Here is a 15,299-nt window from a genome sequence, read left to right on the forward strand (position 1 = left end):
GGTCGATGCATGGCTGCGCCCGATTTCAACCTTCTTGTCACCCTGGATGTGCTGCTCGCGGAAGGCAGCGTGGCGGGCGCAGCCCGGCGCCTGCGGCTGAGCCCGTCAGCGATGAGCCGGGCGCTGGCCCGATTGCGCGAAACGACCGGCGACCCGCTGCTGGTCAGGGCTGGGCGCGGTCTTGTTCCCACGCCGCGGGCCGTCGAACTCCGTGAGCGCGTCAGCCAGCTTGTGCAAGACGCAGAAGCGGTGCTGCGCCCCGCCAAAAAACTCAAGCTCAAACAGCTGGTCCGCACGTTCACGCTGCGCACTCGCGAAGGTTTTGTGGAGAACTTCGGGCCGGAGCTTATTGCACGCGTTGCGGATGAAGCACCCGGCGTGCGGCTGTGCTTCGTACAGAAGCTCGACAAGGACAGCACGCCGCTTCGCGACGGGACCGTCGACCTGGAAACAGGCGTTGTGGGAAAGACGGCGGCACCGGAGCTGCGCGTGCAGGCCTTGTTCCGGGACCGGTTCATCGGCGTCGTACGAATGGGACACCCGCTGGGCGAGGGCGAGGTCACGCCCGCCCGCTACGCCGCCGGCAGGCATATCGACGTCTCGCGGCGGGGCCAGGGCAAGGGGCCGGTGGATGAAGCCTTGCACCCGTTCGGGCTCGAAAGGGAAATCGCTACCATCGTCGGTGGTTTTGCGGCGGCACTGGCACTGGCCCGGGCTTCCGACCTGATCGCCACGGTTCCTGAACGGCACACCGGAAACCTGCGCGCCGGAATGCACAGTTTTGCGCTGCCGGTCTCCACGCCGGAGATCACGGTGTCGTTGCTCTGGCATCCGCGGCTGGATGCGGATCCGGGGCATCGGTGGCTGCGGGGTTGTGTTCGGGAGGTTTGTGCGGGGCGGCCCCTCGCCTGATCGAGCGTTGGTGATGTTGTGGCCGAGCCCTTTGCTGAGTGTTGCTGGCCGGGGGTTGCCCGGCATGCAAGTAACTTTCTTTTGCTTCGCCAAAAGAAAGTCACCAAAGAAAAGGCGACCCTGCTGTCTGCGTCCCCTGCGCTGCGCTCCGGGGCAACCTGCGGTGCTCGGTTCAGGCGGGGTCTCGCTCGAACTCGCTACGTTGCACTTCGCTCAGACAATCGCGATCCCTGATCCGCCTGACCCTGCGCTCCTCGGCGCAGACAGAAGGGGCAATCGGGAGCGGGGACTGAAGACAAATACCAACTCCAATACCAACAAGGACACGCCATGGCGTGTCCTTGTTTCTTCAGGTGTTCGGTATTCCTCTCCCACCCCCTTGTGTATGCGCCGAGGAGCGGAGGTCCAGACGGATCAGGGCAAAAACTTGTTTGAGCGAAGCGAGTTGTTTTTGACCCCGGCTGGACCGAGCACCGCAGGTTGCCCGCAGCGAAGCGAAGGGACGCAGGAACCAGGGTCGCCTTTCTTTTGCTTACTTTTCTTTGGCGAAGCAAAGAAAAGTGAGTCGCCTGCCGGGCGACCCCGGCCAACCACCCTCAGCAAAGAACCTCCCCCGTCGGAACAAACAGCGACCCGCCGTCAAGCCCCTCCAGCCAGGAGCGCCGCATTCCCTCCCGCCGCCGTCGTATTCACCGTCACAGCCTGCTCAGCACAAAAGCGATACAGGTAATGCGGTCCACCCGCTTTGGGACCCGTGCCGGACAGACCTTCACCACCAAAGGGTTGCACCCCGACCACCGCACCGATCATGTTGCGGTTCACATAAATATTGCCGACGTGGGCGCTGGCCGCGAGTGCCTGTGCGCGCGAGTCGATGCGGGTCTGGATACCGAGTGTGAGACCGTAGCCCAGCGCGTTGATCTGCTCGATCACGGCCTCCGGCGTGGCCAGCTCGCCACTGCCCCAGCGCACGATCTGCAGTACGGGGCCGAAGATTTCGTCTTTCACTTCGGCCAGGCTGCGCACCTCAAAGGCTGCGGGGGGAATGACATTTGCTATCGAATCAGGAGCTGCTTGCGCCCGTCTCTTATGGCTTACAAGCACTTTTGACGTTGAACCCAGGCGCTGAAGATGCTTCTGGATGTTGTCAAAGGCTTCGCGGTCAATCACCGGACCGACGTCCGTTGCCAGGTCAGCCGTCTCGCCCACGACAAGCTCCTGCGCGGCGCCCTTGATCATCTCGATCACGTGGTCGGCGATGCCTTCATGCACGCACAGCAGGCGCAGCGCCGAGCAACGCTGGCCGGCAGAGCGGAACGCGCTCTGCACCACCGCGTCGGCCACCTGCTCGGGCAGGGCCGTGCTGTCCACCAGCATGGCGTTGATGCCGCCGGTCTCGGCGATCAGCGGGACGATGGGGCCGTCTTTGGCAGCCAGCGCACGGTTGATGATCTTGGCAACCTGGGTGGAGCCGGTGAACACCACGCCGGCCACCTGCGGTGCCGCCACCAGCGCTGCGCCCACGGTTTCGCCGGCGCCGTGCGCCAGTTGCAGCGCCCCTTCGGGCACGCCGGCCTGGTGCAGCAACTTCACCGCCTCCCAGGCCACGCCGGGCGTTTGCTCGGCGGGTTTGGCCATCACGGCGTTGCCGGTGGCCAGCGCTGCCGCGACCTGGCCGGTGAAGATGGCCAGGGGGAAATTCCAGGGGCTGATGCAGACCCAGACGCCTCGTGCCGACAGGCGCAGCTCGTTGGTTTCACCGGTGGGGCCAGGCAGCGCGACTGGCTGCATGATGCGCTCGGCCTCATTGGCGTAGTAGCGCAGGAAGTCCACCGCCTCGCGCACTTCAGACACCGCATCGCCCCAGGTCTTGAAAGCCTCTTTCACCAGCAATGCGCAGAACTTCGGCATCTGCTGCTCCATCGCGGCGGCGGCACGGCGCAGGATGGCGGCACGCTCGGCAACGGGCACTTTGCTCCATTTTTGATAGCTGCTTGCGCCCGTCACTATTGCCCTGGTGGCCGATTTGACATCAAACTCTGGCACGACGGGCACCGGCGTGGTGGCCAACGCGGCCAGCAGCGGTGCGCGCATGCTCTCGACCGTGAGGTCCAGCCCCAGGCTGTTGGGTCGGCCCCGGCCGTACAGCGCGGGTGGCAGCGACAGCGACGATTCGGGCTCCAGCCGCATCGGTGAGGTCAGCAGCTCGCCCATGCCGACCGACTCGTCGGCCAGCTGGTGCACAAAGGACGAGTTGGCGCCGTTCTCCAGCAGGCGGCGCACCAGGTAAGCCAGCAGGTCGCGGTGGGCGCCCACGGGCGCGTACACGCGGCAGCTGATCAGCGGGTTCTTCAGCACCTCGCGGAACACGCCCTCACCCATGCCGTGCAGACGCTGCAGCTCGAAGGGAACTGCGTTGCGGGATGCCATCTGCAAAATCGCCGCGATAGTCGCCGCGTTGTGGCCGGCAAACTGCGGGTAGATCGCATCCGGCGCGGCCAGCAGGGCCTGCGCGCAGGCGAGGTACGACACATCGGTGTGGTGCTTGTGCGTGAACACCGGGTAGTGCGGCAGGCCCATCTCCTGTGCGCGCTTGATTTCCGAATCCCAGTAGGCTCCTTTAACCAGCCGGCACATCAGGCGCAGCCGGTATTTGCGGGCAATGGCAGCGATGTGCTCGATCAGCTCCAGAGCGCGGGTCTGGTAGGCCTGCATGGCCAGGCCAAAGCCCTGCCACTGAGGGTGGTGCTGGGCCACCAGCGCGGCCAAAGCCTCAAACACATCCAGCGACAGCTCCAGCCTGTCGACCTCTTCGGCGTCGATGGTGAGGTTGATATTGGCCCGGGCTGACAGCTCGCACAGCCCCCAGACGCGCGGCACCAGCTCGGCCATCACGCGTTCGCGCTGGGCATCTTCGTAGCGCGGGTGCAGCGCGCTGAGCTTGATGGATATACCGTCGTTTTGCTCGGTAGCGCCCACCGGACGAGCGCCAGCAGCTATTGATTTGATAGCGCCCGTGTAACTGGCGAGATAGCGCAACGCGTCGGCATCGGTACGCGCACCCTCGCCCAGCATGTCGTAGCTGAAACGCAGGTTGGGAATTTTTTTGCGGCTGTCATCGGCCTCGGCCATCGCATCGGCAATGGTTTGCCCGAGCACAAACTGCCGGCCGAGCAGTTGCACGGCACGCAAGGTCGCCGCCACCACCGTGCGCGCGCCCAGCTTGCTCATGATGTGGGGTTGGCCGCCTTCCGGCAGGAATTTCTTGGACATGGCGATGGCCGAGGCCGACAGCCGTGCCATCACTCCATCGCCAGCGCTGTCGAAATCAGCGCGGCCGAGCTGGTCAGCCGTCAGGGCAATCGCGGTTTCGGCGTCCGGCACACGCAGCAAAGCTTCGGCCAGCCGCATCAGGGCCAAGCCCTCCGCGCTGGAGATCGGGTATTCCTTGAGCAGGCTTTCCATGGCCCAGAACGGCGGCGGGTTGTCACGCACGGCTTGCACCCAGGGCTGGGCGGAGTGCGCCGCCGCCGCCCAGTCGAGCGCCCCGGCCAGGCGCTGCAGGTGCGCGGCCACGATGTCGGCTTCGGGGCGGTACGGGAAGGGCAGGCGCGGAGATGCAGGTTTCAAGTGATTCATGGAGGTTTTCACGGTAAATGGCGGTTATTCAGTCAATACGATGATGTTCTGTTGAATGTTGCTGAATTTCCCGCTAAATTTACGAATTTCACCGAATAATTCACTACGCATGTTTGAAGCCTCACCCGAAATTGACCGCATTGACCTGAAAATCCTGAATGTCCTGCAGCAGGACGGCCGGATTTCCAACCTCAAGCTCGCCGAGAGCGTGGCTCTGTCGCCCACGGCCGTGCTGGCCCGCGTGCAGCGTTTGAGCCGGGACGGCTACATCCTGGGTTACGAAGCCCTGCTCAACCCCCTCAAGCTGGGCGCCGGCATGATGGTGTTTGTCGAAGTGCTGCTGGACCGCACCACGCCCAATGTGTTTGAAGCCTTCAAGGCGGCGGTGCAGGTTCACCCTGAAATTTCCGAATGCCACATGGTGGCCGGCGGCTTTGACTACCTGCTCAAAACCCGCATGGCCGACATGGTGGCCTACCGCTCTTTTGCCGGCACCGTGCTGTGGCAGCTGCCGGGTGTGCGCGAAACCCGCACTTACGCGGTGATGGAAGAGGTGAAAAATACCACCCGGCTGGCGCTGGGGGTCTAGGCCGGGCATCTGCTGCCCGCCTGAAAAGGCCGCGTTAGCGGCACTTTTCTCACGGATTCCCGCTCAAATCCAGCCGCACCCGGACTAACCGCGTTGCCAAGCCGTGCGCATTGGACTACCTTGCAGTGCACATATGCAAGAAGTTGCATATGCAGATGGTGAAAAAACCATCACCACGAAAAAAACGGAGGACCCTGATGAAAAACAAGCCATGGTGGCGTTTGGGCGTGTTGGTGGGGGTGCTTGTCGCCGCAGCGGCGCAGTCGGCGGAAATCGGCGTGACGGATACCGAAATACGCGTCGGGCAATTCGCCGCCCAGACCGGCCCCGCCGCCGAGCTGGGCAAGCGCATGCAACTGGGCATATTGGCGCACTTCAATGCCGTCAACGCCGCCGGCGGCATCAACGGCCGCACCCTCAAACTGGTTTCGCGGGACGACGGTTATGAACCTGAAAAGGCCGCTGCCGCGGTCAAGGCCCTGATCGAAGAAGACAAGGTGTTCGCGCTGATCGGTTCGGTCGGCACACCCACCACCCTGGCTGCGGTGCCGGCCATCAATGCGGCAGGCATCCCGCTGGTGGGGCCGTTCACCGGCGCGCAGGGCCTGCGCGAGCCTTTCAACCGGAACCTGTTCCACGTGCGCGCCAGTTACTTTGACGAGACCGAGCGCATCGTGCAGCACCTGAGCACCGTCGGCATCACCAAAATCGCGGTCTTCTACCAGAACGACTCTTACGGCAAGGCCGGGCTGGAAGGCGTGATGCGGGCGCTGACCCGGCGCAACCTCAAGCCGGCTGCCAGCGTCACGGTTGAGCGCAACAGCGTGGATGTTGCCGCACCGCTGGCAGAAATACTCAAGGTCACGCCCGAGGCCGTGATCCAGATCAGCGCCTATAGGTCCTGCGCCGCGCTGATCCGGCAGGCACGGGCCAAGGCCTACGGCGGCCAGTTTTTCAACGTGAGTTTTGTCGGCTCGAAGGCGCTCGCTGAAGAGTTGGGCGACACCGGGGCGGGCGTGACGATTTCGCAGGTGATGCCCTTCCCTTACACACCCTCATCGGCCATCGTGCGTGAATACCAGCAACGCATGGCAGAGGGTGGCCACAAGGACTTTGACTTCTCCAGCATGGAAGGCTTTCTGGTGGCCAAGGTTTTTACCGAGGGCTTGCGCCGGGCCGCCGGCAAGAACCTGACCCGTGAGAGCCTGGTGACGGCGCTGGAGTCCATGCGGGACTACAACATGGGTGGCTTCACCGTGAATTACGGCCCCCAAAATCACGAGGGCTCCCGCTTCACCGACCTCACCATCATCGGGCGCGGCGGAAAATTCATGCGCTGACGGCACCCGAGCTTGCAAAACGGCCCATGCTGGCAATAATGCGGGCTCATCCCCTGTTTGCCATTCACCAGGAACACCCATGAAGCTTTCTACCCCCTTTCCAGCCGCCCTTGCTGTTGTCACGCTGGCCCTGTCCGCCGGGGTTTCTGCGCAGACCACCAAACCAGGCCTGTGGGAAATGACGAGCAAGATGCAATCAAGCTCCGGCGAGATGGAAAAAGCCATGGCCAACATGGAAAAGCAGCTGGCCAGCATGTCGCCCGAGCAGCGCAAGCAGATGCAGGACATGATGGGCAAACAGGGCATGTCCATGGGGCCCGGCGCCGGCGGTGGCATGAGCATGAAGATGTGCATCACCAAGGAAATGGCCGAGCGCAACGAAATGCCCCAGCAGCAGCAAGGCGACTGCAAAACCACCCAGTCGCCGCGCAGCGGCAACACCATCAAGATTTCTTATGTGTGCACCCAACCGCCCTCCAGCGGCGAAGGTGTGATGACCTTCAACGGCGACACCGCCTACACCATGAAGATGAACACCACGACCACCGTCAAAGGCAAGCCCGAGAAGATGACCATGGATGCTGCAGGCAAATGGCTGTCGGCTGATTGCGGCACGATCAAGCCGATCACTCCACCGAAGAAATAACCGAGGGAGATCTCTTCACCAGCAGGGGCCGAGGAACCGGCTTTGCCGGGCCTCAGGCGCAGCGGCCCCCTCGGGGGGCAGGGAGCTACACGAAGTGAGCGACCGTGGGGGCCTATCTCTTGCCGAAGATCGCAGTGCCTACGCGCACCATGGTGCTGCCCGAATGGATCGCCGCCTCCAGGTCGGCGGTCATGCCCATTGACAGCGTATCCATGGGTGCAGGCAACGCACCTGAAGCATTGATTTCGTCAAAAATGGCTTTTGTCCGCGCGTGGACAGCGCAAGCAGCTACAAAATCGATAGCAGGCTCCGGTATTGCCATCAAGCCGCGCAAGGTGAGGTTCGGCAGCTGCACAACCGCCTGCGCCAGCGCCAGGACATCCTCAGGCGCCACGCCCGACTTGTTGGCGCCGTCATCCACGTTGACCTGCAGGCAGATCTGGAGCGGCGGCAAACCGGGCGGCCGCTGCTCGCTCAGCCGCTGGGCGATTTTTAGGCGATCGACCGACTGCACCCAGTCAAAATGCTCAGCCACGAGACGGGTCTTGTTGCTCTGAACCGGGCCGATGCAATGCCACTCCAGCGCAATCGGAGTGCCCTGTGCCTGAGCGCCTTGCCAGGCGCGGAGGGCGACAATTTTCTCCACGCCCTCGGTGATGTAGTTCTCGCCGAAGGCGCGCTGCCCGTCCGACGCTGCGTCGATCACGGCGTCCGCACCGAAGGTTTTGGAGACCGCCAGCAGCCGTACGCTCGCCGGATTGCGCCCGGCAGCTACGCAGGCCGTGGTTATCCGGTCACGGACAAGCTGGAGATTGCGCACAATCGTGGTCATAATCGAACTGTAAACTTAGTTTGAAAACCATTTTCAAAGGGTCCCGGGATGGATATCACGCAGTTGCTGGCTTTTAGCGTCAAGAACAAGGCGTCTGACTTGCATTTGTCGGCAGGCTTGCCGCCCATGATCCGGGTTCACGGCGACGTGCGGCGCATCAACATCGATCCGCTGGACCACAAGCAGGTGCATTCCATGGTGTATGACATCATGAACGACACCCAGCGCAAAACCTACGAAGAGTTCCTGGAGGTCGACTTCTCGTTCGAAATCGACGGACTGGCGCGCTTTCGCGTCAATGCCTTCAACCAGAATCGCGGCGCCGGTGCGGTGCTGCGGACCATTCCATCCAAAATCCTGACACTGGAACAGCTCAACGCCCCCAAGATTTTTGGCGACCTGGCCATGAAACCGCGGGGCATGGTGCTGGTCACCGGCCCCACCGGCTCGGGCAAATCGACCACACTGGCCGCCATGGTCAACTACCTGAACGAAAACGAGTACGGCCACATCCTGACGGTGGAAGACCCGATCGAATTCGTGCACGAATCCAAAAAATGCCTGATCAACCAGCGTGAGGTTGGCCCACACACCCTGAGCTTTAACGCCGCGCTGAAGTCGGCCCTGCGGGAAGATCCGGACGCCATCCTGGTGGGTGAAATGCGTGACCTGGAAACCATCCGGCTGGCTATGTCGGCCGCCGAAACGGGCCACCTGGTCTTCGGCACGCTGCATACTTCCAGCGCCGCGAAAACCATTGACCGGATCATCGACGTGTTTCCGGCCGAGGAAAAGGAAATGATCCGCTCCATGCTGTCCGAGTCATTGCAGGCCGTGATCTCGCAAACGTTGTGCAAAACCAAAGACGGTGCGGGCCGCGTGGCTGCACACGAAATCATGCTGGGCACCAGCGCCATCCGCAATTTGATCCGCGAGGCCAAGGTCGCCCAGATGTATTCATCCATCCAGACCGGCAACAGTGTGGGCATGCAGACGCTCGACCAGAACCTGACCGAACTGGTGAAGCGCAATGTGATTTCTGCTGCCGAAGCCCGCGGCAAGGCAAAAATCCCGGAAAACTTCCCCGGCTAGAAGCTATGGCCCCCACGCTTGTCACTTCGAGCCTACGGCGCGCTGCCCCTTTCCTTACGTATGGGGCCGCTGCGCCTGCGGCCCGGCAAAGCCGGTTCCGCGGCCCCTGCTTGATTGAAGAGAGAACCACCGTCACCGATCCTGCCGAGTTTCCGGCAACGACAGAGTTTGTTTGAAAGGAGTCGCAAATGGAACGCGACCAGGCCAGTAAATTCATCAATGATCTGCTGAAACTCATGGTCAGCCGTAATGGCAGTGACCTGTTCATCACAGGCGACTTCCCACCGGCCATGAAAGTCGACGGCAAGGTGACCAAGGTGTCGCCGCAGCCGCTGAACGCCGGCCACACGCTCGCCCTTGCCCGTTCCATCATGAACGACAAGCAGGCCGCCGAATTCGAACGCACCAAGGAATGCAATTTCGCCATCTCGCCGCCCGGCGTGGGGCGCTTTCGCGTCAATGCTTTCATCCAGCAGGGCAAGGTCGGCATGGTAATGCGGACGATTCCCGCCGTGCTGCCCACCATCGACGGGCTGGGTGTGCCCCAGGTGCTCAAGGAAGTGGTGATGAGCAAGCGCGGCCTGACCATTTTGGTGGGCTCTACCGGTTCGGGTAAATCCACCACGCTGGCGGCCATGGTCGACTGGCGCAACGAACAGTCGTTCGGCCACATCATCACGATTGAAGACCCGGTGGAATTTGTCCATGCGCACAAGAACTGCGTGATCACGCAACGTGAAGTGGGCCTGGACACCGACAGCTGGGAAGCGGCCCTGAAAAACACGCTGCGCCAGGCGCCCGACGTGATCCTGATGGGCGAGATCCGCGATCGCGAAACCATGGAACACGCCATCGCGTTCGCGGAAACCGGCCACCTGTGCCTGGCCACCCTGCATGCCAACAGCGCCAACCAGGCGCTGGACCGCGTGATCAACTTTTTCCCCGAAGAGCGCCGCACCCAGTTGCTGATGGACCTCTCACTCAACCTGAAGGCCATGATTTCACAGCGGCTGGTGCCCAAGCAGGACGGCAAGGGCCGTTTTGCGGCGGTGGAGGTCATGCTCAACTCGCCGCTGATCTCCGATCTGATCTTCAAGGGCGAAGTCTCCGAAATCAAGGAGATCATGAAAAAGAGCCGCAACCTGGGCATGCAGACTTTCGACCAGGCGCTGTACGACGCCTTCGAGAGCCACTTCATCACCTACGAAGACGCCTTGCGCAACGCCGACTCGGTGAACGACCTGCGCCTGCAGATCAAGCTCAACTCGCAGCGTGCCAAGTCCGTCGACCTGGCTGCAGGCACGGAAAACTTCGCTATCGTCTAAGCCGCTGAACTGCCGGCGTCGTTCCGGCCAAGGGCTGAGTTCGAAGGGCTAAAGGCCGCGAAGCAGACCTGAAGGTAATCGATAGTGGCCCGGATTTTGGGAGCCCGATGGCGTTCGGCCAGAATCACCGCATCAATAGAATAGACATCGCTCACCGTGTGCCGGGCCAGCACCGGCTTTAACCGGCCTTGCGCCACCAGCTCGCGGCCGATAACGTCGTTGATCCGGGCAATGCCGGCTCCCGCCAAGGCAAGTGAAACCACCGCAGCGCTGCTATTGACGCGCAACTGCCCCTGCACCGTGAGTGGGGTGACGACCGCGTTTTCTTCGAAGGTCCATTGATTGTGGGTAATCGAAGTGGTATTTGATATCAGGCTGTGCAATTGAAGATCTGCCGGCGCACGCGGAACGCCATGCTTCTTGAGATACACAGGTGAGGCGTACAAAGCACGCCCATGGCTTCCAAGATTACGGGCAATGGCAGTCTGCGCAGGTGCAACACCCGCCCTCACGACGATATCCATCGCCTCATCGGCCATGCTGACAAGGCGATCATCCAGATGCAGGTCCAGCTTCAATTCCGGGTGCAAGGCCCGCAGCTTGCCCAGCCGGGGAATCAGTACATATTCAGCAAGAATCTGGCTGATGCTCAAACGGACCGTTCCCACCACTGAGCGGCTTCGGCTGGCGAAGCTGTTTTGCAATTGCCTGTGTTCGGCAAGGATGCGCTGGGCGTATTCAAGGAAGACCTCACCTTCGTCAGTGAGAGAGAGGCTGTGAGTGGTCCGGTGCATCAGCCGCAGGCCGCATTGAGCCTCCATGCGCGCGAGCGACCGCGACATATGGCTGGCCGCAACGTTGCGTTCCCTCGCTACTGTCGAGAGCGACTGGGCAGATGCAAGCTGCGCAAACAGCGAGAAGTCGTCAAGGCTGAGGTTTTTCATGCTTGTGCAGATTTGACACAAGCATTATGCATTCGGGGGGATTTCCAGCGGGCGCCGTCATGGGCACAGTTCACTTCGCGCGGACATGTTGTGCCGTCGCTCTTCAAAGGATTTTTATGCCCATCTCCATCCAGCTATCGCAGGGACTTTTAACGCCGGCCGGCGAGCGCGAGGTTTTCTCCAGAGTTGCAGACGCCTTGCTGCAGGTACACGGCCTCAGCGGAAACACCTTCATGACTCCCGCAGTCATCGGGCATGTCGACATTTACCCTGAAGAGCACAGCTATGCCGGCGGCAAACCCCAGTCGCTTGCGGTCATAGAGGTTAAGGTCCCTTCTGTCACCTTCCCCGATCAGTCGGTGAAAGACAACTTCGTCAAGGCGGCAACAGACATCATTGACGAACTCAAGGCGGGAAAACACCCGAGAGAGCGCACCTTTGTCAACGTGACCTATGCGGTGGAGGGTGCCTGGGGAATTGCCGGCAAAGCCTATACCAACGCCGACCTGGGAATGGCCATTGGAGCTGCCGCAGGCTAGGCAAGCGCGGGAACTGACCACTGCCCACATTCACCTCCGTCGCCCGCACAGCGCACCAACCGATTAATCCAAAAGGAAACTTCATGCCTCTCGTACGAATTGACCTTCCTGACACCACGCCGGACGAAGAGCTTTCGGCCGTGTCGAGCCTTGTGCACCAAGCCCTGGTAGACACGTTCAATGTGCCGGAGCCGGATCGCTTCCAGACGCTCACGCGTCATACACCGCGCCAACTCATTTGCTCCGAAGAATTCCTTGGGGTCACGCACTCCGCCCACGTGGTTTTTATTCAAATATTTTGTGCCCCCGGTCGATCGCCGGACATGAAGAAGGCGCTCTTCTGGGAAATCGGAAAACAAATCTCGTCGAATTGCAGCTTTAGTGCGGCCGACGTCATCATCAATCTGGTTGAGACGTCGCGTGAGAACTGGTCTTTTGGAAACGGCATGATGCAATTCAGTTAATAAATGGGGCAGGACAGTCTGTTTTGCATACCCCCCAACGCGCTGAGATGCGTCATGAATGTGAAGCTGCTCCTTCATGGGAAAACAGGGAGGTTCACGGGGCAAAGCGCGCAATCAAGCCATAATCATTGCTACCCAAACCCCCTTGCCCGACGGGCCTCAAGAGATTTAACTGTGTCATCAATTCACCCCAAAACCTACGAAACTTCCGATTCACGTACTGTCGCCTTCCTGGGCCTCGGTGTCATGGGCTTCCCGATGGCCGGGCACCTGGCGCTGGCGGGCCATGACGTCACGGTCTACAACCGCAGCGCCGCCAAGGCTGCCTCCTGGACGAGCGAGTTCAAGGGCCGTGCAGCCGCCACGCCGCGCGAGGCGGCTGCAGGTGCAGACGTCATTTTCTGTTGCGTGGGCAACGATGCCGACCTGCGCAGCGTGGTACTGGGTAACGATGGAGCGCTGGCCGGCATGAAACCGGGCGCCATCTTCGTGGACCACACCACGGCCTCGGCCGATGTGGCGCGTGAACTCTCCGCGGCGGCCTCCAAGATCGGCTTGCACTTCATAGATGCGCCCGTCTCGGGTGGCCAGGCAGGTGCGCAAAATGGCGCGCTTACAGTGATGTGCGGCGGAGACACCGCAGCATTTGATGCCGCGAAACCAGTGGGCATGGCTTTTTCAAAAGCCTTCACGCTGATGGGCCCAAGCGGCGCGGGGCAACTTACCAAGATGGTCAACCAGATTTGCATTGCCGGCCTGGTACAGGGCCTGAGCGAAGCGGTGGCGTTTGGCCAGAAGGCCGGTCTGGATGTGAACCAGGTCCTGGACGTGATTGGCAAAGGCGCAGCGCAAAGCTGGCAGCTCGACAACCGCGGCAAAACCATGGTGGCCGACAAGTTTGACTTCGGGTTTGCCGTGGACTGGATGCGCAAGGATCTGGGCCTGGTACTGGACGAAGCCAAGCGCAATGGTGCGCGCCTGCCCGTGACGGCCCTGGTCGACCAGTTTTATGCCGACGTGCAGGCCATGGGCGGCCAGCGCTGGGACACATCGAGCCTGATCAAGCGCCTGAAATAAAGACTGGGCCGAACCCGACAAAAGCGGACGAAAAGCAGAACGACAGTGCTGGCGAGGCCAGCACTGCCAGCCCCTAACTTCAACTCCCGGCGGGTTTGGCGCCGGCGGGCGGCTCTACGGGTTTTGACGGCAGCATGCGTGCCAGCTCTTCCTCGCTGATGATTTCAAACATGCGGATGACTTTTTGCACACCCGGAGTGGAACGAACCACGTCTGTGGCACGATCCGCTTCTCGCTGTGTAACGCGCCCCATCAGGTAGGTCGTACCACGTTCGGTCACCACCTTGAAGGCGTTCAACGACAGGTCACGTGCGTCAATCAGCATCGCCTTGACACGGCCAGTGACGAGGGTGTCGGACGAGCGCTGCGTCAGAGTGGAACTGCCCATGATGGCAAGCTCATTGACCACCGAGTTCACATTCTCCACACGCGAAACGATCTGTTCGACGAGTTGCTTGTCCTGGGCATTGGGGACTTCCCCCGTCAGCAAGACCTGCCGGTTGTAGCTGGTCAGGTTGACGTGAACACGATCACCCACATTGCTGCGAATCCGGCTCAGCGCGCGCAATTCAATGCCTTCGTCTTCCAGCTGCGCACCCGACGTACGGCGATCGGTGGCAACAAGCGCACCGCCGGCCATGCCGCCCACCACCAAAGGAAAGCAGGCTGTCAGGGCGCTGCCAAGCAATACCGACGTACCAATGGCCAGAGCGAGTCGTTTCAACGGGGCATATGTCATACAGAGGTCTCCTGATCGCCAAGTAACTGGGTGTCCACACCATCGCAAATGCAATGGAGGACAAGAAGGTGCACTTCCTGGATACGCGCGGTCCGCTCATGCGGCACGCAGATATGCACATCGGTTTCGCGCAGGGCATGGGTCATCTTGCCGCCCCCGCGCCCCGTCAGCGCCACCACGGTCATCTCGCGCTCATGGGCGGCTTCGATGGCGGCCAGCACATTGGCCGAATTGCCGCTGGTGCTGATGGCCAGCAATACGTCGCCGGCGCCGCCCAGGGCACGCACCTGCTTCGAGAAGATGACCGTGAAGTCGTAGTCGTTGGCAATGGCGGTGAGGATGGAGCTGTCGGTCGTCAGCGCAATCGCACCCAACTCGGGCCGCTCACGCTCATAGCGCCCCACAAACTCCGCAGCGAAGTGCTGGGCATCCGCTGCCGAGCCACCATTGCCGCAGGCCAGGACTTTGCCGCCACTGGTGACGCTGGCCAGGATGGCCTGCACTGCGGCCGCAATCGGTTTGGACAGGACCTGTGCCGCCTGGTATTTCAGGTCGGCGCTGTCAATGAACTGCTGTTCGATACGTTGTTCAAGCATGGGGTCAATGATAGCGGGTCGGACTGCGCCGCCGGCCCCGGAGGGGTTTGCGCAGGCTGGCAATGGATGGTTACAAATTCCGCCATCCATTCCCGGCGCTCAGGACGCGTCGAAAGCTCCGGGCAGCCATTCAATGTCAGGAGCCGCCCCGTCATCCTGCGGCCCGTTGACCAGGACCACGTCGAATCGACAAGGCGGTGGGCTGCCGAAACGCATGAGATAGTGCCTCGCGGCAAAGATGATTCGCTGCTGCTTGGCGGGGCTGATGCTGGCGCCGGCGCCGCCGTGCGAGACGCCGGTGCGCTGGCGCACTTCCACAAACACCAAGGTACCGTCGGGTGCGCGCATGACCAGGTCGATCTCGCCGCCACCGCGGCCCGGCGTCCGATAATTGGTGTCGACCAATACCAGTCCGGCCTTGGCAAGGTAGGCGCGCGCGGCAGCTTCCGCAGCATCACCCCTCGACTTGGTGGTAACCTGCCCAGGCGAGGCTGGGGCCTGAAGGGCCGTCGCTTTTGACGCCGTCCCGGCAACCTGTTTTCTGGAAAACCACATTGAACGCTTC

15 protein-coding genes are annotated in these 15,299 nt (G+C 61.6%); 9 read left to right on the top strand and 6 right to left on the bottom strand.

The window, feature by feature from the left end; all coding sequences use genetic code 11:
* The first annotated feature begins 9 nt into the window (after positions 1-9).
* On the top strand, positions 10-912 hold the full coding sequence (locus tag ACXJKE_RS15890; RefSeq protein ID WP_457281660.1) for a LysR family transcriptional regulator: 903 nt from the start codon (positions 10-12) through the stop codon (positions 910-912).
* 639 nt (positions 913-1,551) lie between these two features.
* On the opposite strand, the gene ACXJKE_RS15895 is transcribed toward ACXJKE_RS15890, so the two are convergent.
* Entirely contained in the window at positions 1,552-4,551 is a 3,000-nt protein-coding gene (locus ACXJKE_RS15895) for an L-glutamate gamma-semialdehyde dehydrogenase (RefSeq protein ID WP_457281548.1), read from the bottom strand.
* 109 nt (positions 4,552-4,660) lie between these two features.
* On the opposite strand from ACXJKE_RS15895, the gene ACXJKE_RS15900 reads away from it, so the two are divergent.
* From ACXJKE_RS15900 to ACXJKE_RS15910, 3 genes are all read left to right on the top strand, one after another.
* Complete coding sequence (locus ACXJKE_RS15900) at positions 4,661-5,140, top strand: Lrp/AsnC ligand binding domain-containing protein (protein ID WP_457281549.1); 480 nt, start codon at positions 4,661-4,663, stop codon at positions 5,138-5,140.
* A gap of 197 nt (positions 5,141-5,337) precedes the next feature.
* Positions 5,338-6,480, top strand: coding sequence for an ABC transporter substrate-binding protein (locus tag ACXJKE_RS15905; RefSeq protein WP_457281550.1), 1,143 nt, complete (start codon positions 5,338-5,340; stop codon positions 6,478-6,480).
* 79 nt (positions 6,481-6,559) lie between these two features.
* Positions 6,560-7,126 (top strand): DUF3617 domain-containing protein, encoded by a 567-nt coding sequence (locus tag ACXJKE_RS15910; protein WP_457281551.1) that lies wholly within the window; start codon positions 6,560-6,562, stop codon positions 7,124-7,126.
* A gap of 112 nt (positions 7,127-7,238) precedes the next feature.
* On the opposite strand, the gene ACXJKE_RS15915 is transcribed toward ACXJKE_RS15910, so the two are convergent.
* Positions 7,239-7,958, bottom strand: coding sequence for a YggS family pyridoxal phosphate-dependent enzyme (locus tag ACXJKE_RS15915; protein WP_457281552.1), 720 nt, complete (start codon positions 7,956-7,958; stop codon positions 7,239-7,241).
* Between the two features lie 48 nt (positions 7,959-8,006).
* On the opposite strand from ACXJKE_RS15915, the gene ACXJKE_RS15920 reads away from it, so the two are divergent.
* Together ACXJKE_RS15920 and ACXJKE_RS15925 are read left to right on the top strand one after the other, a co-directional pair.
* Positions 8,007-9,050 carry a type IV pilus twitching motility protein PilT gene (locus tag ACXJKE_RS15920; RefSeq protein ID WP_457281553.1) on the top strand — a complete coding sequence of 348 codons (1,044 nt, stop codon included), beginning with the start codon at positions 8,007-8,009 and terminating at the stop codon, positions 9,048-9,050.
* Positions 9,051-9,238: 188 nt separating this feature from the next.
* Positions 9,239-10,375, top strand: a complete 1,137-nt coding sequence (locus tag ACXJKE_RS15925; RefSeq protein ID WP_457281554.1) for a PilT/PilU family type 4a pilus ATPase — start codon at positions 9,239-9,241, stop codon at positions 10,373-10,375.
* Here the strand turns inward: ACXJKE_RS15925 and ACXJKE_RS15930 are convergent.
* The gene (locus ACXJKE_RS15930) at positions 10,372-11,319 is read right to left on the bottom strand and encodes a LysR substrate-binding domain-containing protein (RefSeq protein WP_457281555.1); all 948 of its coding nucleotides are present in this window, start codon (positions 11,317-11,319) and stop codon (positions 10,372-10,374) included. The genes ACXJKE_RS15925 and ACXJKE_RS15930 overlap by 4 nt on opposite strands.
* Before the next feature lie 116 nt (positions 11,320-11,435).
* On the opposite strand from ACXJKE_RS15930, the gene ACXJKE_RS15935 reads away from it, so the two are divergent.
* The 3 genes from ACXJKE_RS15935 to ACXJKE_RS15945 all read left to right on the top strand — a co-directional run bounded on the left by ACXJKE_RS15935 (position 11,436) and on the right by ACXJKE_RS15945 (position 13,399).
* Entirely contained in the window at positions 11,436-11,858 is a 423-nt protein-coding gene (locus ACXJKE_RS15935) for a 4-oxalocrotonate tautomerase (RefSeq protein WP_457281556.1), read from the top strand.
* An 83-nt stretch (positions 11,859-11,941) separates the two neighbouring features.
* Positions 11,942-12,322: a tautomerase family protein gene (locus ACXJKE_RS15940; protein WP_457281557.1), complete on the top strand. Its 381-nt coding sequence runs from the start codon at positions 11,942-11,944 to the stop codon at positions 12,320-12,322.
* Between the two features lie 174 nt (positions 12,323-12,496).
* The gene (locus tag ACXJKE_RS15945; RefSeq protein ID WP_457281558.1) at positions 12,497-13,399 is read left to right on the top strand and encodes an NAD(P)-dependent oxidoreductase; all 903 of its coding nucleotides are present in this window, start codon (positions 12,497-12,499) and stop codon (positions 13,397-13,399) included.
* Between the two features lie 79 nt (positions 13,400-13,478).
* On the opposite strand, the gene ACXJKE_RS15950 is transcribed toward ACXJKE_RS15945, so the two are convergent.
* From ACXJKE_RS15950 to ACXJKE_RS15960, 3 genes are all read right to left on the bottom strand, one after another.
* Positions 13,479-14,138, bottom strand: a complete 660-nt coding sequence (locus ACXJKE_RS15950) for a BON domain-containing protein (protein WP_457281559.1) — start codon at positions 14,136-14,138, stop codon at positions 13,479-13,481.
* Positions 14,135-14,734 (bottom strand): phosphoheptose isomerase, encoded by a 600-nt coding sequence (locus ACXJKE_RS15955; RefSeq protein ID WP_431098788.1) that lies wholly within the window; start codon positions 14,732-14,734, stop codon positions 14,135-14,137. The genes ACXJKE_RS15950 and ACXJKE_RS15955 overlap by 4 nt, the downstream gene beginning before the upstream one ends.
* A gap of 99 nt (positions 14,735-14,833) precedes the next feature.
* On the bottom strand, positions 14,834-15,289 hold the full coding sequence (locus ACXJKE_RS15960) for a YraN family protein (RefSeq protein WP_457281560.1): 456 nt from the start codon (positions 15,287-15,289) through the stop codon (positions 14,834-14,836).
* Positions 15,290-15,299 lie beyond the last annotated feature (10 nt).

Source organism: Polaromonas sp. P5_D5 (genome assembly GCF_054049435.1).